Raw genomic sequence first — 18132 nt, 5'->3', positions numbered from 1 at the left:
CGAATGACCCCTCAGACGCGGCGTCCACTCGTTTTATCGACCCAATCGATCGATTTACAGGCACGCCCTACAGCATTCAATTATTACCACAGGCGCAACTAACGCCTCAGACAAGCGCGCAGCGCTCGCGCATCTTAGCCCGCTTTGTCCGCTGGGCACGCCCAACTGCGCGCACCCGACATCACTGTAGATACAGGCGCCGCAGACACCATGATTGCAGCGCGACTCGGTCAATATCATGCCGGCCCGATCCTGGGCCCATTTCCTACGAAGCGCCCCTAGCCGACATGACCAGCAATAATACTGGGCTGACCCTACCGCCTGAAATCAAAGACATCAGAAGCCTTTCTCGATCCGAGCATAGACGCGTTCGGTGAAAGCATAAATCTGGCCCCCTATAAAAGGCGCCCCTACCGTCAGCACGAGGAAAATCACGACAATCTTCGGCACGAACGTTAGCGTAGTCTCCTGAATTTGAGTTAGCGCTTGAAAAAGAGCGATGACGAGGCCGACGACCATCGCCGCGCCGACGGCAGGGCCAGATCCAACGATTATGGTCCAAATCGCCGAGCGTATCAGTTCGAGCGCGTCGGCCTCATTCATGACGAACCGATCTTCACGCCAAACCCGAGAGCCACCGTCCCGCCGTTCTGCAATGTCGCGGTGGCGCCGCCGCCCGAGCTTGTTTGTACCGAGGCCACAACTCCGCTTGTCGTCCCGTCGGCAGAGGTCACAGTCTGGCCGACGAGGCCACCCGATTGAGTAACTAACAGTGCGTCGAGGGTTGAATTGGTCTGCACCTGTTGCTCGACGGAGGAAAATGAGGCAAGCTGGCTCATGTATTGCGTTGGATCCGTTGGACTCGTCGGGTCCTGGTTCTTCAGTTCAGCGACTAGCAGCTGCAGGAACTGATTGTAGTCAACTGTCGCCGAGCTTGATGTGGAGCCCGACCCCGCCGTCGAAGCGCCTCCCGTCGTCGAAGTCGCAGTGTTTATGCTATTGACTGACATGATTGCCCTTTCAATGACATGATTGCCCTTTCAAAGAGAGATCTAAGCCGCCTGCGTTGGCGAAACATGCCGGCGCCCGGCCAGAATCTCCGCCTCAATTCCAAATAGCATCCGGATCGCCTTGAGCGCTTCAAATGCCCGTCCATTGCTGACCAGCGTCTTGACGCCACTTAATCCTGCCAGCAACGATGCATCTCCGGAAATGTCCATGATCATACGAATAGACCCCTCAAACATATCGCGCGCCGCCACCGTATCGCTCGGATTCATAAGCATGATTTGGACAATAAAGTAGAGCTGACGCAGCGGCGTCGTTGCGCTTTCAACCTTCATCACATGCGCTTCAAGAAGAAACGTCGCATCATTAAGGAGCTCCAAGGAGACCTTCCGATCTGCACATAGAACAGCCCCGTTAATGTAGATCTTCTCACCAGCGCGAAGGGAAATATGCATGGCCATGCCTTACCTCAAACCGTCCCGGATCATGGCGCAGACCTCAATCAGGCTGCGGAGCCCCTCTGCTCGCCCGGCCTGGATCGCATCCGCCTCGCGCAGAACCCAAATTCCGACCGAAACGAGATCGCCCCTTAGCACATCGGGTAGATCATTTTCGGGGTTGATCAGATCTTCGATCAGCGCCTTCCACAATTTGCAAAGGAATTGCAAAGCCTCCCCGGTGACCGCCGTGCCGGCACCCGTTGTTTCTGCTTTCTCCAAAAGCGCGATGGCATGGTCGAGCGCCCTGCGCTCGCGGTCGCGACATTCTTTTGCCGATTCTTCGATGCTTTCAGCATAACTCAATTGATACATGATGACCCATCGCGTTGCATGGTGCAGTTACTTGCGTCCAACAGCCGGACAGCTACAACCTGAGGCAATGACGCATTTGAGCTTCAACGTTTTCATGCCCATCCTGTGACAGCCACGCACGACGGGATATCTTACAGAAATTGCACGAGGCTGAGCTGTTTCAGCTGCGACGTAAGCGAATAGGAGGTCTCAATTTGGGTCTGTAATTCACTCACGCGTGTTGACGCTTCATACGTATTTACGCTTTCGAGATTGCTGACTTGCGTAGACAAAATATCCATTTGTAATGACATTTGGCTGTTAGCGCTCACAACGCTCGACTGAACGACGCCGACCCCGGCCTGGATGTTGGTCAAGCCATTAATCGCGGAGGTGAGAAGCTTGCTTGCCGTATTAGTCACCGCCTGGTATGCGCTTTGGCTGAGATTTTGGCCGCCCAGATCTGAAACCATTACATAGGCTTGCGTCAGTTCCTGAAAAGCCGCCTGATTGGCGCTAACCGAGGTATTTTCGGTTTGATTTGGCGCAATAGTGTTTGTGAGCGTCTGGTCCGATGCCGATGACCAATTGGTGGTCCAGTTCGTTCCCTGGAACAGCGAAGAAAATTGTGTATTCAGGAAACTCTGCATAGCGCTTCCGCTAATCCCCGACACACCAGCGCTGGTCTGCGACATGCCAAACGCCGCCGCGAAGGCAGCATCGACCGCCTGCTTGTTTGGCGCATTTGCGGCGCTGTAGTCAGTAATCGGCGCGTTGCCGGTATTTATCCCGGAAAACATGTAGTCGCCATTGAGCGTAGAATTGAGCGTAGCAATTAGGGATTTTAGATTGTTACTTCCCGTCGACTGAGCCGTCGCCGCGCTCGTCGTGGCGCCATTCGTGGCGAGCAGCGAATTAAGGAGTGTCTGTGCCGAAGTCTGCATCTCGCTTAGATTATTCTGAATTGTGCTGAGCCGCGTTGAAACCGAGGAATTCGTGTGTGATATCGTCTGCAAGAAAGAGGTCTCGGCCTGAAGTGAAACGCTTTGACCCGTCTCGCTCCCAAGGCTTAGGCCAATGTCCGCGTAATTGCCGGTCGACATCTCGGTCTCGCTGGCCGCGAGCTCGGTCTGCATCTTTAAGACGGATTGGCGCAGCGAAGATGAGATCGATTGCGTCGAGATGAAAGCGCTCATGGCCGAATGTCCTATCCAATTATTGCCGCTGCGAGGGCATTGAACATGTCGTTGATCGAGGTTAGTAATTTCGCAGACGCGGAAAACGATTGCTCAAGATCCAGCATCTTGGACATTTCATCATTTATGTTGACCCCGGTCGCATTCGAGAGAGCTGTCGACGCGGTGCTCAACAGCGTGCTTTGATAGCTACTGCTGGATGAAACGCTCGAACGCTCAGCCTCGAGCCAACTCACCGACGCTGCCGCGTAATTGCTCAGGCTTGCGCTTGTGGCGATGCCTCCAGCGGATGAGAACGTCTGCGTCGCAGACAAATTGCTGGTCAGTTGCGATAGGCGGCCCGTGAAGCTAGACGCGCCACTCGTATTATACGTATAGTTTGTATTCGCTGTGTCGGATATGCCGCCGTCGCGCAAAAGATTTGCGTTTCCGCCCTGGCTGGGATCGACGCTAGCGTTGACACTGATTTGACTGGCTAACCCTCCGTTCGCGCCGGGAAGAGCGGTCGCGCCGAGCGTCGTAAAAAGACCCGGCAGGCTCGGACCCGCGCCGGCTTGATCGCTTTCGGCGAAGGAATTGATGAGCGCCCCAGCCATATTGTCCAGTTGCGTCTGATATGTGGGAGCTATCGTGTCGCGCAGCGTGGCCAGGCCCGCGAGATTGCCGGAGGCGATCGGCATCGTCGCTGACCCTCCCGTGATCGCCGCTCCGTCGACGTAAACAGCGTTGCCCGCGGTCGATGCGGTATAGGTGTGTGTCGCCTCAAACGTTAGCGTCCTTGCCACGCCGCCCTGGAACAAAGTGACCCCGCTATCACCATAGATGGACATTTCTCCGTTCGACCCGGCGGTCGTCGAGATGCCGATTTGCTGGGAGAGCTGCTGCAGGATCGTATCGCGCTGGTCCTGCGCATCGGTTACATCGGCCCCGCTAGCCAGACCTGAGACAACTTGTTGATTTGCCGTTTGAAACTGGGTGAGCAGAGAATTGATCGCCGCAACCGAACTCGCCATGCCTGAATCAGCCGTTTCACGCGCTTGCTGCACCGTCACCGATGCGCTGTTCATGCCGCTGACCAGACTTTTGGCCGCGGCTACAGCCGCCGCCGCCGCTGTGGAATCACTCGGTGAGGCTGAGTAAGTTTGAAGCGCGTTGTCGAAAGAGCTGATTAGCGCCGCCGGCGAAGTCGCCGTCGAGGCCGAACCCGATGTCGAGCCCGAGACATCTCCGATCGTCTGATTGAGCGCATCGAGACCAGCCGAAATCGCTTGCTGGGCCGCAGTCGCCGCGGTCGCTGACAGCACGTTATCGAACACGGCCTGGTTGGAGGCGCGCGTCAGAGAGACGACCTGCGCGCCCGATGACGTCGTTGCAACATTTGCGATCTTGCGCGAATAGACAGTCGTGTCGGTCGCTCCGGAGATATTCCGGGTGAGCGCCGCGATTTCCGCGGTTATCGTCGAAAGCCCAGACTGCGTTGTGCTCGCGGCGCTGGAAAGACTCATGACATACACACCCTTTGATCACGAAGGCTGACCGCTATTTCAACATATTGTTCAGCTGAGATAGCAGATCGGACCCCGCTTGAAACACTTTGGAGTTCGCTTCATAGCTGCGCTGCGCGACGATCATATCCGTCAACTGCGTTGCGAGATCGACTGTGGAGGACTCAAGCTGTGACGACTGGATCGACCCGAGACCACCCAGCCCCGCATCACCGACGAGAATAGATCCCGATTGGGTGTTTGCCTGATAAACATCGCCCGCCAAGGAGGTCAGATTGTTGACGCTAGCGACGCTCGCAAGCGGGATCTTCGAGATCGCTTTCGTAGTTCCGTTGGCGAACACCTCGGACACGACGCCATCCGTGTCGATGCTGACGCTTTTAACAGCGCTCGGCGCGCTTCCATTCGTCGTCGCGGCAGTGACAGCGAAAGACGACGCCAATTGCGTCGTACCGGCAAGACTGAGGTTCAGGGTCTGCCCATTTGGAATAGCGACTGAAACACTAGTCGGAGTGGTCAGACTGCCGTCAGCGGCGCTGAAATTCAACGTTTGCGTGCTTAGAGCCGCAGTGGAATAAGGAAAGCCGCCTCCTGGCGCAGCATCAGCACCATTATAGATCGACTGCTCCCATGTGTTCGCCCCCGTCTTCGTAGAATATATGTCGAGCGTTACGGCATTGCCCAAATTATCGTAGGTGACGAGCGTTGACTTTGAGGTGTAGGTCGATGCGGCAAGGTTCGCGCTGGGAAGAGCGCCTGTGACGGCGGTTGCGTCGGAGTTGAGGTTTGCCGTATAGGTTCCTGTGGTTGATGCGACGGCCTTCAAGCCATCGCCGGTGACGTTGACAGGCTGAAGCGCGCTGATTCCGTCAGCGGACGTGCTGCCCGAGGCGACGCTGTAGCCAAGCAGCGTGAACCCGGCGGCGTTGACAAGATCTCCGGATGCGCTCGGTGTGAAGTTGCCCGCTCGCGTGAGGTAGGTCGCCCCGCTGGAGTCCGTGACGAGAAAAAACCCGTTGCCTTGGATGCCGAGATCGGTTGTCGATGATGCGCTCGTGAGGCTGCCTTGCGAGGAAATGTCATAGCGTACAAATGTTCCTACGCCAGCGGCATTATAGCTGGTTGTGCTGGTCTCGTTCAGCAAATCTGAGAATTCGGTCGAGGCTTGCTTGTAGCCAGTGGTGTCTGAGTTTGAGATGTTATCGGATACTGTGGAAAGCTTGTTTGCCTGCGCCGTCATTCCGGACACGCTCGCAGTCAAAGCGCTAAAAAGGCTCATCGAAGAATCTCCGCGTTGGGTGAGCCAGTCTAATCGGATCGAGCTTGCGCAAAACTGACCGAGCGTTGGTTCTGTCTGGCTCAATGCATGCATTTGCTATCGTCCTGCGACGCGCGTGGCGGGCGTCGCCCGTGATCGCTGGCTCCACGCACGTGAGACGGCTTTTCCGGCGTCAAGGATGTTGCTTACCGCGCGTTGACGGCTTTCGAGCGGTCCCGCCGGCGCGCTTGGGGACGAACCTCGTTAGAACGCCAAGAATTGCCGCGGCCATTTGGCTGACGAGATGCGCCGACAGAATATCTTTAGTGGGGCAAGATCAGCAAGCATGGAGCCGCGCTCCTCTTGGAGCCCCGTGACTTGCGACAAAGGTTATGCTGCGCCGAGTTGACTGTGCTCCGGCCAGCTGCATTGCAGCGCCTTGATCCGGGATCGCGGCGAGGCTGTTGGTCTCTGCCATGCTTCTAGACGTATGGATAGAAGGAAAATGGAATTGTGAGGGAGCTATACTTAGCGCTCCGCGGCTGTAACCTCTTTAAATTGTGCCATCCAGGCGATAGCCAAGATAACGGACAGAGTTGATCGGATCATATCCGAGCTGCCTCCGCAATTTCTTGCGTAACTTGCTGATATGGCTTTCGACGACGTTCTCTTCGACGTTTTCATCGAAAATTCCGTATATCGCATTGAAGATCTGAGCCTTGCTGACGCGCCTGCCGCGATTGTTGACGAGATATTCCAGAATCCGGCGCTCGCGCCGCGGCAGGACGAGAACATTTCCCTTGAGTTCGGGATCGCGTCCATCGAAAAAGACGCGAAGTTCGCCGAGTTCGATCGACTGAGCCTCATCCTCGTGTCGCCGCCTGATAGCGCTTACGCGCGCTAAGATTTCGCGCACGTGGATTGGCTTACGAACGACGTCGTCGACGCCGGCTGCAAAAAGATCGAGAGTTTGCTCGAGAGACGGCGTTTCATTCATTGCGATAACCGGCGCGCGGGATCGCTCCCGGATCATTCTTGGATAGGTCTGCCGATCCTTGCAATCCCCAAGCAGAAACGCCTCGACAGCTCCGAGATCCGTCTCCGCAACCGTTGCAACCCATTCGCGAAAGTCTTCTGGACAAAAGCCAGCGGAAGAAACCCCTTCGCTGTCGAAACGAGAGGTGTAGCCTGATGTTACAATTTCCCGATCATCAATAATTACAAGCATTTGGACTTCCCCTGAATCAAATCTCCTCATTAACTGATTATTAACGACTATCGCCAATGCGTCAAACATTAATTCGTGTTTAGGTTGTATTTTTCTCGTATCGAGCACATTGTGTCGACGGAGACGCGGAGAACGTTCTCTCACTGACAAAATTTGCGGGCATTCATTGTCCAAGCGCCGAAGCCGCTGGCGACCATATTGGAGATCACCTGACAAACATATTTTTTCTGGGCGGGATTGTTACCTGGTCCGGCGTGATAGCGCGCCGCCGCGAGAGTCCAATTGCCTTCTCTCGCGCGCAACGCTTTCAAATATTGCGCGGCATATTCGACATTTTCGCGCGGGTCGAACATCGCTTCGAGGGATCGAAACCGTTGGCCGTGAAAATAGTAGTTGATCTGCATGCACCCGACATCAATAAGGCGCGCGCCATCTTTACGCGCTGATTCAAAGCGTCGAATCGATTCATCGAGATTGGCCGGAAAAAGCGATTGCCCTTTGATGTTGAGCGCATAGGGGCTGAGTGCGCCACGCCGGCCGGTTTCGGTCAGCCCGACGGCATAGAGAACGCCGAGCGGAACATCATATTCTGTGGCTGCGCGCGTCATTTCGCGTTCACACAGATTGATTGAATCCGGGTGCGCCCAAGCGTGTTTCGCGCCAAAGCTGAGGCCCTCAAAGATAGACAGCGCCACCGCTATTAACGCCGGAAGACCTATCCTCAGACTCGTCTCTCGCGCGCTGTTGAGACGATGCGCTCTCTCTTTGCGCTCCCGATTGATCATCGGCGCTCCAACCTCCTTGTTGCGATGGCCTCCATGATGTGGGGACATTGCGTTGGGTGTCCGACGAGGTGGTCGGGTCGGCCCCTTGCTGCAAGTGCGGGCTCTGCTGTCCGGCGAGCTTCACGACGACGCCATCCAATGTATAAGCGGACGAGCGCAGTTTCTCGGCGAGACGATCCTTGTCATCACTGATGAGACGCATAGTGTCAGCGCGAGCCGGCTCAACCTGCACCTCAAGACGAGAGCCCGAAAGCCGCATCCTGATCGTGACGGCGCCCAGGGTTTCTGGTTCGAGTTGCAGATTCAAACTCTTCATCACAGTAGGCAAAACCTTTGACTGCGTGGCGTCCGATACGCCGGCCGCCGGTGAAGCGCCCGACGAGGCGCCGGGCTCGGCTGCTTCTCCGAGAGACGAAACAAGCGAGGCGGCCTCCGGCGCGATTCGATCGGCGATTTGATGGATCGGCGAGAACCCGGCGGTAGGCGGAAAGTGCGATTGCCTATCAAGAACCGCAACCTTGATCTGGCCACGCTCTGGAAACCCCGTGGATTGACCGGCGCGGGGCGACGCCGCTGCGATTTTAGAAAATGACGCGGATGATTCCTCAGGAGTTGGCGTCAAGTCAGTCGCAGGCATACCGGAGGGAGCGTTGCCCGGCGGCGCGCTAAGCCCGGGCGTCGCCTGACGGCCCTGCGGCTGCGGCGCGCTCGGAAGATTTGACGTCGGCATCGCTGCCGCCCTCTCGCCAAGCGCAGTGGCCTGGAAAGGCGCCGCCTCGGTTTCTTCGAACGTCGCCACAGCGCGTCCCGATGACGCCGGGGCGCGCAAAGGGCTCGAAGGTGATTTCATCGCCACAGCCGCCGCAGATCGCTGCGCCGCGGCCAGATCCATGCTCGATCTGAGGGTAATGGCGCCCGCGGCCGCCGGCTTCGGAACACGGGGTACGTCGGCGTCACCGCGGCCCAGCGATGGTTGAATCGAAGGAGCGACCGGCATCGCGTCGATAGACCGCTGATAGGGCGCGATCCCGGACCATGGCGCGGCGGCCGACGCCCCGTTGTTGATGGGAATGTTCGCGATCTGACCGCTCCAAACATCGCTGCTGGCGCCCGCAAGGCTCGAAGAGACCAAGCTCGTCCCGTCGCCATCCCGCTTCCTTAATGGCGCGCCAGCGTGTTTCGTAGCCCCTTCAGACGTTCTGGAGCGCGGCTCTAGCCGCGTGTCCAGCGCGGCCGGGCGGCCGTCCGTTATCGCGACCGCTTCTGTTGACTTGACGGCTTCAACAGCCGCCTTATCGTCAACCCCGCTGGCCGCGTGGCGATTGAGGGAGCCTGAGCTTGCGGCAACGTCAGTCTGAGGGATGTAAGGCGGTCGCCGTGGCGCCTGATCACCGCTGTCGTCGGCGTGAGGGACGGGCTGTCCGCCGGCAGTCGGCGCGATGCCGGGCGCGGCATATGGCGATCCCGAATCGGCAGCCTGAGCGTTAAGCGCCGCCGCGTCTGCGACGGCGCCATTAGTTCCGTTTCCATCCGATGGGCGCAGCCTGCTTTCGCTGACCGTGACGACGCCGATCTTTGCGCTGGCCGATTGACGAGTCGATGTTGATGTCGCGATCGCTTGACTTGTCGAAGACGCCGAAGACCCACCGAGGCCGCCATCGCGTTTCGACATCTCGGACAATACATCGCCGAAAACCGCGCCCGGCGCCGCATTTGAAACTGCGTCGCCGCCGCCCCCTGATTTCGCCGTGCTCGACGAATCCGGAATGACGGTTCGGCCTCGTATCAATCCATCGATGAGGTTCATGGTCCAGCCCTTGTCAAAAGAGCGTCAGTCTGGCTAAGCGCCATTTGCGCGGACTCGATGAGCGCGGACGGCGACGGGCCGTCATTGCCATTTGAGGACGATTGTGGTTCTGCAGATCCTGCATCACTCGGGCGTTGCGCATCGTCCGCCGTCTTTTGAATTTCCGCGCCCGTTTTTGTGACAACTTCCTTGAGCTCCACATCGCGCTGTTGCAAATGCCTTTCATCGATTTCTGCGACCTCGCGAAGCCCCGCTTCGGGAGACCTCAGCAATATCTTCGTCGCCGCTTCGTAAAGTTTCGCGCGGTCCTTCTCGAGACCGGTTTCCTCGGATAAACGCATGGCTTGTTCCGCGGCGTAGCGAGCAGGCTCTATCTTGCCCTTCAATATGCCGGATTGGGCCGTAAGCAGATAGAGTTTAAGCTGTTCCTCGCTATCGAGTTCGCGCAGCAGATTAGTCAGTTTCGCGCGCTGAGCCGCGTCGCTGGTCAAGCCGAAATGCGCCACCGACTCCGCGAAACGACGACGGAAATTATCGGCGTAGACAGATCTCGCATATCGGCGAAAATATTGGCTCGACGATGTCACAAATCGGCCAAGGTCGGTCATCTCGTCAGCAAGAAACGCCGAGCGACGCAGAGCCGCCTCTTCGACCAGCGTGCCGGGGGCAAGAACGCGCGCCTGGTCGAGCAAGCTCATGGCGCGAGCCGGATTCTCCTTGGCGATCAGCGCCGATTGGGCGAGCGCGACATATCCGCCGACAGAAGGCGCCAACGCCATCGCATCGATGGCCATGAGGATCTGCTTTGCCTTGGCCTGCTGTCCTTCGACATAAGCCAGGGCTCCTGTCATCAGATTCCTCTCCGTCTCGGAGGCGTTGCCGAGCTGAAGGACTTTTCTGATCACGCGGGGCTGCCCCCCGCTGAGCGTGTAGATCACCGCTGCGTGGTCGTTGCGCGCATCCCGCCAGAGGGAAGGCTCCGCTGCGAGAAGGCGCTCGGCGATCTGCCCAATCAATTTCGGCAGCCTGCTCCGCGCGTCGACGCTTCCCAAAACGATCTCGTCTTGCGTCGCCTCCATTGATCGCGCGATCTCAAACGGCTGCCCTTTGCGCTGATCAGTCTGCGGATCTTCCGCCCGCTGCGCGAAGGCCGTGGCGTTAAAGATGCACGTCAACGCGAGACCAAGCAACAATCTCGGCGCTTCCATCACGGTTTGTCCTTTCGCAGCAGAATTTCGATGCGTCGATTGGCGGCGGCCATCGGATCGGCGGCGATCTTCAATCGACGGTCCGCGTAGCCTTCGATCTTCTCGATGCGCTTGTCGTCGAGACCGCCGCGAACCAGCATGTAATGAGCCATGTGCGCGCGCGCGGTGGAGAGCCGCCAATTGTCATAAGTCGCCGATTTGAATGGGCGGGCGTCAGTATGTCCGCGAACCACGATGGCTCCGGCGCGCGTCTTCAACAGTTCGGCGATCTTCGCCATGACTTCGATGGTTTTCGATTGCGGCTCAGCTGAACCGATGGCGAACATCGCGAAATTTCTGTCGTCTGTGAGACTGATGAGAAGCCCTTCGCCTGTGCTCTGGACTTCGATATGCGGGCCGGCCGGTGATCGACCCTCCTGCTTTGCCAGCGCCATAACGTCGGCTTTCAGTTTTGCCGCGTCCGCATCATTGAGCTGGGGCGTTTCCGCGACGCTGTCCGGGCCCGCGGCCGGCCCGGAACCATGCGTCCTGACCTCCGCATTTGGCCGCGCCGCAGTCGCATCATGCGCGGGGGGATGGCTATGTTCGCCTTGACCGGCTGTGGCGGCTTGCGCTGCAATCGGCGCCACCGCGGCCTGTGATAGCGCGGCAGGCTCGGCAACATGCGGAATGGTGGTGAAGGGGTCACTGAAGCTATCGAGCGTGTCTGGGGCCGACTCAGCCGCGGCGGTCGGCGCGGGCCCGGACGTCGGCTTCGGCGTCTCGTCGACGCGGGCTTGCCCGGCGATCTCGGCAAGGACGGCATAAGGATCGCGAAACAGCGCCGACTCAGAATGCGTCGGCAATTTGGCTCCGGGTTGAACAGCGACTTCCTTGGTCTCAGCGAGGTTCTGGTCCGTGTCAGCTTCAATCTTCGATTCGCTGCTCTTTGGTCCCGCGCCCATCTCGGTGTTCTTTGGATCACGAAATCCCTTCTTGAGAGTCGTGACGTCAACGAGCTTGACCGGATTGAAATATTGCGCGACCGCGTGCTTCGTCTTGTCGCTGGTCGAGCTGATCAGCCACAGGACGAGGAACAAGGCCATCATCGCGGTCATAAAATCCGCGAAGGCGATTTTCCAGGCGCCGCCGTGATGACCGTCTTCTTGAGCGGCATGCCTTTTTATAATGACGATTTCCTGGTCTTCTTTACTGGCCACGGGTTAGCTCACTCTGGCGATGCCTCAATTCGCTGGATCCAAGCCTGGATCCGCGATTCGATCAGGGTTTGATCCGCGATGATTCGAACGTCCATCGTTGGACCGGGCGTCCAGACGGCGCACGCCGCCGATCCCGCCAATTTGGTCTGAAGCGCGGCGAGGAGATCCTCCGGACCATTGATCTCGACAAGCGGGTTCCGGCTTCCACTGAGCATTTGCATGAGGCTTTCAGCCAATTCATCAATTGCTTTCCGACCGGCTTGCCTTACGAGAAATGGACGCAGGATCCGCGCTGCGCTCGCACCTATTCTCGTCTCGATTTCCGCAAGAGCCGCCTCCATCTTGGCGCCAAGTCTGGCGCCTTCATCTTTGGTCCATCTGTCGCGTTCCTTGACAATCCGCTGCTCGAAGGCGAGATGTTCGGCGCGACGCATCTCTTCCTGCTCATGGCTAGCCGCGGCAAATCCCTCAGCGTAGCCTTCATCACGAGCCTTTTCACGAGCGCGCTGCTCATCATCGCGCGAGGCAGCGGCCGGCTCCTCGACAGGCTCCTCGACATCGTCCAATTCGAACAGCTTCTCCCGCGCTGAATCCGGGCGCTCATGGTCGCCAAAACGCCCAAGGTAAAGCGCGACCGGTCGCGGCGTCATGCGTAGTCTCCCTGATGCATCCACTGCTTCAGAATGGCCGCCGCCTGCTCCTCATCGAACTCGACTATTTGCTCAAGACGCTTTTGCGGCGAACGGCGCGGATTGTTGGTAAGGTCCTCGATCAGATTGACCTCCCCTGGAGGCCCCCACCCTCCAAGTTGCAGGCCGGTCTCATCGTGACCATCCAAAGCGGAGAAATTCTCCAGCGCGACCGTCTCGGCCGATCCCGCGACAACGGCCGGCGCGGCAAGTATCGCCCGCGCCGCGGGCCGCAGCCCGAACCAGATGAGAAGGAGAGTGACGACGAGAATCGTCACCGCGTTCAAGACGTTCCCCGATTGCCGAAGCAACATTTCAGCGACCGCCGGCGGCGGCTGCGGTGCAAGGTCGCGATCGGCGTCGATGAAATCGACCGCCGAGATCTTGATATTGTCGCCTCGCTCCTTGTGCGCGCCGGCCGCCGAGGCGACCAATTGCTCAAGGTCGTTCAGTTGCTTTTGGATCGCCTCAGGCGTCGCCTTGCCGCCGAGAGACGCCAGAAGGCTCGCCCGATTGATAAGGACGGCCACGGATATATTGTCGACGCCATAGCCCCCGCTCGTCGTGCTGATCGTCTTAGACGAGACTTCGTAGTTGGTCAGCTCTTCGCTTTTCTTGCTTTCTTCACTCGACTGTTTGCCGTCATCAGGCTTCACCGTCTCCTGCGGCAGATTGCGCTCAACCGTCGCCGGCGATTGACTGACGCTGTTTTGCGACGTCTGATTTTGCTTGGTAATCTTCACCGATCGCTCCACTCGCGAGTCTGGATTGAAGATCGTCTCGCTGGTCTGCCTCTTATCCGTGTTCAGCCGCGCCGCAACGCTGATCTGAAAATTCCGCAGGCCAAGGTAGGGCGTCAGCGTCTTGCGGATATTGTCGAGGATTTCCTGCGACACCGTCCGCTCCAGCGTCAGCATGCCGCCTGGCGCGGAATCTGCGAGATCATTACCAGACGCCAGAAGCACGCCTTCTGTATTCAGAACCGTGACCTCCTCCATGGTCATTCCGGGCACCGCCGAGGCCACGAGATGGCGGATGGATTTGGCGGCGGAGACGTCGTCCGCCATTTCCGTCCGGATCACGACCGACGCTGACGGCGGCTCGCGCGTGCGTCTGAAAGAACCTTGATCCGGCATGACGACATGAACGCGAGCCGCCTTCACGCCACGCATCAACTGGATCGTCCGCGCCAGCTCGCCCTCAAGCGCTCTAACCCGCGTCACCTCCTGCATGAAGGAGGTGAGGCCGAGCGAACCAAGCTTATCAAACAATTCATTGCCGGCGTTGGGGCTGTTCGGCAGACCCTTCTCGGCGAGCAACATTCGCGCGCGCGCGGTCTCGCCATAACGGACGAGGACCGTGTTTCCATCCGAATTGACGTCGAAGGCGATGTCGGCCTCCTTAAGGGCCGCGCCAATCCGGCTCACATCCTGCCTGTCGAGTCCGGCATAGAGGACCTCGAGCGCGGGACGGCTTAGAAAATAGCCTGCGAGCCCTGTCATCGCAAAAACCGAAACGCCGATCATGGCCAACGCAATGAGCCGGCGTGAACCAAGCTTGAGCAAATTGGCCCAGATGCGTTCGATTTGTTTCTGTCCGACCATCCCCGCCTCGATCAGCTGCTCTATCGACAGACCAAATCTAGGCGGGCAAGCTTGCCCGGAGGTTGCACACAAAGGGCCGCGCCCCCGCGAGCGCGGCCCTGCTTAATCGAGGCCGAAGTTATCAACCGGCCGGTTTTACTGGAAGAGTTTCAGGATCAGCTGCGAATTGGAATTCGAGATGCTGAGCGCCTGAATGCCGAGTTGCTGCTGCACCTGGAGAGCGGCCAATTTCGTCGCCGCCTCGTTCATATTGGCGTCGACAAGAGAGCCGACGCCGGTGGTGAGAGAGTCGCTCAGGTTCGAGATGTAGGTCTGCTGTGTCGAGAGGTTGGTAGTCGTCGCGCCAAGCGTGCTCGCCGCGGTCGTGATCGAGCTGATCGCCTTCTCCACATCCTTCAGCATGTTGGAGAGATCGCCGGCGGTCGCCGTGGTAATGTTCAAGGACAAGATCGACGCTGTGGTGTAGTTCGCGCCGCTCGCTCCAAGTATTCCGGTCGTCGCCCCCGTCGTCGCGTTGAACAGGGCTGTCTGGCTCGTATCCACGCTGAGGAAACTGACGCCGTTGGTCGAATCATAGGATGCGACCAGATTGACTGTGCCGCCCGTCGTTTCGAGGAAGTTCAAGCCGTTGAAATTGGCCGAACTTCCAATGCTCAGCAAAGACGCCTGCTGCGCCGCGATGTCTGTTTGGATCTTGCTCAGATCAGCGCCGGCGTTCGATGCGGTCGTGAGGTCGTTCTTGATCGCGGTGACCACCGAGATCGTGCTGTTCAGCGCCGAACTCATGGTGGACACCAATGCGGAGCTCTCGCTCAGCGCGTCGTTGACGGCGCCGAGGGCGCCGACGTTGGAGCTCATTTTGGTCGCGATCGACCAATAGGCGGGGTTGTCGGACGCGCTCGAAATGCGAAGACCTGTCGAGATCTGGCTCTCAGTCTTGCTAAGGTTGTTCTGCGTCTGCGTCAGTGAGGCAAGCGCAGTCATGGCGGAGGTATTGGTCAAAAGGCTCGACATGGAATGTCCCTTGAGTTCGTTTCAGCTGGGGACATACCGGATTTGCGCCGGTACGACAGGGCGGCATGATGCCTTTAGATATTTCGAGGATCCAACCTGTCGTCTTTTTGTGTTAGCGCATCAAACTTGCGCAAAGCTTAATTCTATCGTCGATATCTGGCGCTTTCGACTCCGGCGCTCACATATAGGATCGGACGAGGCTTCCGATCAGAAGATTCCAGCCGTCGATAAGGATGAAAAACAAAATCTTGATAGGAAGGGCAATGACGGAGGGCGGCAGCATCATCATGCCCATCGACATCGTCAAAGTCGATACAATCATATCGATGACAAGAAACGGCAAGGCAATCAGAAATCCGATCTCGAATCCGCGGCGTAGCTCCGAAATCATAAAGGCCGGGATCAGGGTGCGGATTTCGCCCGGCGATTCGTCCTTGGTCTTGAAATTTTCCCTGGCGAGATCTTCGAAAAGCTTCAGATCCTTGTCGCGGACCTGCGACATCATGAAGTCGCGAAACGGCTCGACAATTTTGCCGAAAGCCTCCTGCTCCGTGATGCTGTTATCCATGAGAGGCTTTACGCCCCCGTCCCAGGCGCGTTCAAACGTCGGCGCCATAACGTAAAAGGTCATGAAGAGAGAAAGGCTGATGAGAATGAGATTGGCGGGCGTACTTTGCAGGCCAATGCCGGAACGGAGAAACGACAGAGCTACGACGAAGCGCGTGAAGCTTGTGGTCATGATGAGCAGACCAGGCGCGACAGAAAGAACTGTCAATAGAGCGACGATCTGAATGATGCGGCCGGCGGCAGAGCCTCCGCCCGGCGGGATCAGCGCATTGAGGTCCGGCGTCTGCGCCGACGCGGAGCTGGCCCAAAGCGCCGCGGCCGACGCGAGCATCAGAATGCCGGTGGAGGATCTTTTCACTGCACCACCAAGGTTTGGAGGATGAGTTCGCGCACTCGGCCATTCGAACGAATGGCGGCGCGCTCGTTTAGGTCTTCGCGCAAATGCTGCAGACCACTCGCGCCCGCGATCTGCGCCAGAGTAACGGTGCGCATAAAGCCCAGAATGTCCTCGGCGATCTCAGCCGCGACGATTTCCGGCTTCGGCGTTGACGCGCCATCAAGGACGAGCGTCGCCTGGAGGCGGACCCAGGCGTCGGGCGGATCCGCGAGATTTGCGATGATAGGGGGCAGGTCGCGCAAATTCGTATCAGCCGCGTAGGGAGCGATGACCTTCGGCGGCGGCGACGCATCAGTGCTGGCCTGAATCTCAGCCCTTTTGACTGCCGCGATGCGCAGCCCAAGCACGCCGCCCGACGCAACAGCGATGAGCGTAAGCCCCACCATTGCGCCGGCGAAAACCGCGATCGATGGGCCGGCCGGGGCTGGCGGACCCGGTAATTGTTCAAAATCGTCGCCCATCGTCATCGCAGAGCCGATCCCACCGTCCACACCGCGGCCTTCGGCCCCGCGGACAATTGGCCGGCGAGCTCATGGACTCTTCGCGTGTGATATTGCCTCATTCGCCTGCGGCCTCTCCAGTTTGGCGACCTCAAAATGGCTTGAACCAATCATAAAGCTGCTGACCCCAGGCCGGCTGCTGCACCTCCATGATCCGGCCCCTGCCGCCGTAGGAAATTCTCGCCTCAGCGACCTTGTCGTAGGAAATCGTATTATCTCTCGATATGTCGCGCGGCCGTACGATTCCTGCGACGTTCAACAAACGCAGCTCGAAGTTGACGCGCACCTCTTGCGAACCGCTGACAATCAGATTGCCATTCGGCAAGACGTCCGTGACGACGGCGGCGACCGACAGTTGAATCTTCTCCGAGCGGTCAGTGGTTCCCTGCCCTTGTGTCGACGACATGGACTCGGATGTCAGTTGCGGGTTGAATTCACTTATTTTACTGTTGACGCCGAGCTTCCAATCGAAATTTGCGTTGACTTTCGAATCAAGCGAACGGTCCGTCGCGTTGCCGAATGTCGCGCGGTCGTTGATCGCGATATTGACGGTCACTACATCGCCTATCTTGGCTGCTCTTGGATCGCTGAAAATATCGGCGCGCCCCCCGCTCCAGATTGATTGCGAATTGCTCTTGCCCGCCGGCAAGAAAAGCGCGCTCGCGGTCGGCTGAACATCGGCGATGAGGCCTGTGCCGACGGGGCTCATGGAAGGCTCCCTTCCAATCTCCCTGACATCGCCGGCGCAGCCGCAAAGCGATAGTACGAAAAGGACAAGAGCCACGTATCTCATCTAGGACTTTTTTCCATCCAGCGCGGAGTCGGAACCCGCCATCGAACGTGTGAGCCGCGCGGCGCGGCCCGCCTCCATTTCATCGAGGATAGCGCTCGCGGCTCGCGCCGGAAGCTTCGCCAGGATCGCCGCGGCGATTGAATCGTCCATAGCCGCAAGTTGAAGAGCCGCCGCGTCGGGCTGCATCCTTGCGTAAATCATCACGACGCCTTCCGTCGCCTGTTTCAGCATGTCGTCCCGCTTATGAAGCCATGCTTCATATTCGGCCCTCTTAGCCTCCAGCTCAGCCAGACGCGCACCTATCTGTGCCGCAAGTTCAGAAAGCCTGGCGGTCTGCCAGGCGATTCGCGCATCGCCAATGACGCCAGCGTTATTGAAACAGAATTGCTGAACGTCGGATTGTGGCGGCTTCGCTTCCGCGCCTCTCGCCGGATCAGATTTCTTCTGCTCAAGGCTGCGGCCAGGATCCGGCATGGCGACAGCGATCGCCGTGTAAATTATCAAGCCGATCACGGAACGCGAAACTCTACATATCATCTGCGTCGTCTCCAGCGCGCTGCCTAATCATCTTTGAATTGACTTG

The 18132-nt window shown here is 58.3% G+C and carries 19 protein-coding genes; 1 reads left to right on the top strand and 18 read right to left on the bottom strand.

Translation table 11 applies throughout. The annotated features are described in order from the left end of the window. Nucleotides 1–336: 336 nt before the first annotated feature. The 12 genes from fliQ to MPC4_RS08970 all read right to left on the bottom strand — a co-directional run bounded on the left by fliQ (nt 337) and on the right by MPC4_RS08970 (nt 11985). Nucleotides 337–603 carry a flagellar biosynthesis protein FliQ gene (gene fliQ, locus MPC4_RS09025; RefSeq protein WP_174512206.1) on the bottom strand — a complete coding sequence of 89 codons (267 nt, stop codon included), beginning with the start codon at nt 601–603 and terminating at the stop codon, nt 337–339. Further along, nucleotides 600–1010, bottom strand: coding sequence for a flagellar hook assembly protein FlgD (flgD, locus tag MPC4_RS09020; RefSeq protein ID WP_174512205.1), 411 nt, complete (start codon nt 1008–1010; stop codon nt 600–602). The genes fliQ and flgD overlap by 4 nt, the downstream gene beginning before the upstream one ends. A 42-nt stretch (nt 1011–1052) precedes the next feature. Then, nucleotides 1053–1463 carry a flagellar biosynthesis repressor FlbT gene (flbT, locus tag MPC4_RS09015; RefSeq protein WP_134492201.1) on the bottom strand — a complete coding sequence of 137 codons (411 nt, stop codon included), beginning with the start codon at nt 1461–1463 and terminating at the stop codon, nt 1053–1055. 9 nt (nt 1464–1472) lie between these two features. Then, nucleotides 1473–1820, bottom strand: a complete 348-nt coding sequence (flaF, locus tag MPC4_RS09010; RefSeq protein WP_174512204.1) for a flagellar biosynthesis regulator FlaF — start codon at nt 1818–1820, stop codon at nt 1473–1475. A 131-nt stretch (nt 1821–1951) separates the two neighbouring features. Continuing rightward, entirely contained in the window at nt 1952–2995 is a 1044-nt protein-coding gene (locus MPC4_RS09005; protein ID WP_174512203.1) for a flagellar hook-associated family protein, read from the bottom strand. A gap of 11 nt (nt 2996–3006) precedes the next feature. Further along, on the bottom strand, nt 3007–4500 hold the full coding sequence (gene flgK / locus MPC4_RS09000; RefSeq protein WP_174512202.1) for a flagellar hook-associated protein FlgK: 1494 nt from the start codon (nt 4498–4500) through the stop codon (nt 3007–3009). A 34-nt stretch (nt 4501–4534) separates the two neighbouring features. Next, nucleotides 4535–5779 (bottom strand): flagellar hook protein FlgE, encoded by a 1245-nt coding sequence (locus MPC4_RS08995; RefSeq protein ID WP_174512201.1) that lies wholly within the window; start codon nt 5777–5779, stop codon nt 4535–4537. Between the two features lie 532 nt (nt 5780–6311). Further along, nucleotides 6312–6986 (bottom strand): response regulator transcription factor, encoded by a 675-nt coding sequence (locus MPC4_RS08990; RefSeq protein WP_174512267.1) that lies wholly within the window; start codon nt 6984–6986, stop codon nt 6312–6314. A gap of 140 nt (nt 6987–7126) precedes the next feature. After that, entirely contained in the window at nt 7127–7594 is a 468-nt protein-coding gene (locus MPC4_RS08985) for a transglycosylase SLT domain-containing protein (RefSeq protein WP_174512200.1), read from the bottom strand. 67 nt (nt 7595–7661) lie between these two features. After that, nucleotides 7662–8903, bottom strand: a complete 1242-nt coding sequence (fliK, locus tag MPC4_RS08980; protein WP_174512199.1) for a flagellar hook-length control protein FliK — start codon at nt 8901–8903, stop codon at nt 7662–7664. Between the two features lie 671 nt (nt 8904–9574). Beyond that, entirely contained in the window at nt 9575–10786 is a 1212-nt protein-coding gene (locus tag MPC4_RS08975; protein ID WP_174512198.1) for a hypothetical protein, read from the bottom strand. Further along, a complete protein-coding gene (locus tag MPC4_RS08970; protein ID WP_174512197.1) occupies nt 10786–11985 on the bottom strand; it encodes a MotB family protein in 1200 nt (399 codons plus the stop codon). The genes MPC4_RS08975 and MPC4_RS08970 overlap by 1 nt, the downstream gene beginning before the upstream one ends. Nucleotides 11986–12053: 68 nt before the next feature. On the opposite strand from MPC4_RS08970, the gene MPC4_RS08965 reads away from it, so the two are divergent. Further along, on the top strand, nt 12054–12575 hold the full coding sequence (locus tag MPC4_RS08965) for a hypothetical protein (protein WP_174512196.1): 522 nt from the start codon (nt 12054–12056) through the stop codon (nt 12573–12575). A 56-nt stretch (nt 12576–12631) separates the two neighbouring features. Here the strand turns inward: MPC4_RS08965 and fliF are convergent, their stop codons facing one another. The 6 genes from fliF to MPC4_RS08935 all read right to left on the bottom strand — a co-directional run bounded on the left by fliF (nt 12632) and on the right by MPC4_RS08935 (nt 18062). Further along, nucleotides 12632–14278, bottom strand: a complete 1647-nt coding sequence (gene fliF, locus MPC4_RS08960) for a flagellar basal-body MS-ring/collar protein FliF (protein ID WP_134485975.1) — start codon at nt 14276–14278, stop codon at nt 12632–12634. Nucleotides 14279–14413: 135 nt separating this feature from the next. Continuing rightward, on the bottom strand, nt 14414–15292 hold the full coding sequence (locus MPC4_RS08955; protein ID WP_134485974.1) for a flagellin N-terminal helical domain-containing protein: 879 nt from the start codon (nt 15290–15292) through the stop codon (nt 14414–14416). 178 nt (nt 15293–15470) lie between these two features. After that, the gene (gene fliP, locus MPC4_RS08950; RefSeq protein ID WP_174512265.1) at nt 15471–16190 is read right to left on the bottom strand and encodes a flagellar type III secretion system pore protein FliP; all 720 of its coding nucleotides are present in this window, start codon (nt 16188–16190) and stop codon (nt 15471–15473) included. A gap of 23 nt (nt 16191–16213) precedes the next feature. After that, complete coding sequence (locus MPC4_RS08945; RefSeq protein ID WP_244628916.1) at nt 16214–16747, bottom strand: flagellar basal body-associated FliL family protein; 534 nt, start codon at nt 16745–16747, stop codon at nt 16214–16216. A 100-nt stretch (nt 16748–16847) separates the two neighbouring features. After that, the gene (gene flgH, locus MPC4_RS08940) at nt 16848–17549 is read right to left on the bottom strand and encodes a flagellar basal body L-ring protein FlgH (protein WP_174512195.1); all 702 of its coding nucleotides are present in this window, start codon (nt 17547–17549) and stop codon (nt 16848–16850) included. After that, entirely contained in the window at nt 17550–18062 is a 513-nt protein-coding gene (locus tag MPC4_RS08935) for a MotE family protein (RefSeq protein ID WP_244628915.1), read from the bottom strand. Nucleotides 18063–18132 lie beyond the last annotated feature (70 nt).

Origin of the sequence: Methylocella tundrae (genome assembly GCF_901905185.1) — a bacterium.
Lineage (GTDB): Bacteria > Pseudomonadota > Alphaproteobacteria > Rhizobiales > Beijerinckiaceae > Methylocapsa > Methylocapsa tundrae.
The sequence above is the reverse complement of the archived record's forward strand: the minus strand, read 5'-3'. Positions and strand labels throughout refer to the sequence as shown.

Coding starts and splice junctions, on each gene's coding strand:
- fliQ (WP_174512206.1), bottom strand. CDS start 603: ATGAATGAGGCCGACGCGCTCGAACTGATACGCTCGGCGATTTGGACC.
- MPC4_RS08995 (WP_174512201.1), bottom strand. CDS start 5,779: ATGAGCCTTTTTAGCGCTTTGACTGCGAGCGTGTCCGGAATGACGGCG.
- flgD (WP_174512205.1), bottom strand. CDS start 1,010: ATGTCAGTCAATAGCATAAACACTGCGACTTCGACGACGGGAGGCGCT.
- MPC4_RS08990 (WP_174512267.1), bottom strand. CDS start 6,986: ATGCTTGTAATTATTGATGATCGGGAAATTGTAACATCAGGCTACACC.
- flaF (WP_174512204.1), bottom strand. CDS start 1,820: ATGTATCAATTGAGTTATGCTGAAAGCATCGAAGAATCGGCAAAAGAA.
- MPC4_RS08955 (WP_134485974.1), bottom strand. CDS start 15,292: ATGTCGAGCCTTTTGACCAATACCTCCGCCATGACTGCGCTTGCCTCA.
- flbT (WP_134492201.1), bottom strand. CDS start 1,463: ATGCATATTTCCCTTCGCGCTGGTGAGAAGATCTACATTAACGGGGCT.
- flgH (WP_174512195.1), bottom strand. CDS start 17,549: ATGAGATACGTGGCTCTTGTCCTTTTCGTACTATCGCTTTGCGGCTGC.
- MPC4_RS08975 (WP_174512198.1), bottom strand. CDS start 10,786: ATGGAAGCGCCGAGATTGTTGCTTGGTCTCGCGTTGACGTGCATCTTT.
- fliP (WP_174512265.1), bottom strand. CDS start 16,190: ATGCTCGCGTCGGCCGCGGCGCTTTGGGCCAGCTCCGCGTCGGCGCAG.
- MPC4_RS08985 (WP_174512200.1), bottom strand. CDS start 7,594: ATGACGCGCGCAGCCACAGAATATGATGTTCCGCTCGGCGTTCTCTAT.
- fliF (WP_134485975.1), bottom strand. CDS start 14,278: ATGGTCGGACAGAAACAAATCGAACGCATCTGGGCCAATTTGCTCAAG.
- flgK (WP_174512202.1), bottom strand. CDS start 4,500: ATGAGTCTTTCCAGCGCCGCGAGCACAACGCAGTCTGGGCTTTCGACG.
- MPC4_RS09005 (WP_174512203.1), bottom strand. CDS start 2,995: ATGAGCGCTTTCATCTCGACGCAATCGATCTCATCTTCGCTGCGCCAA.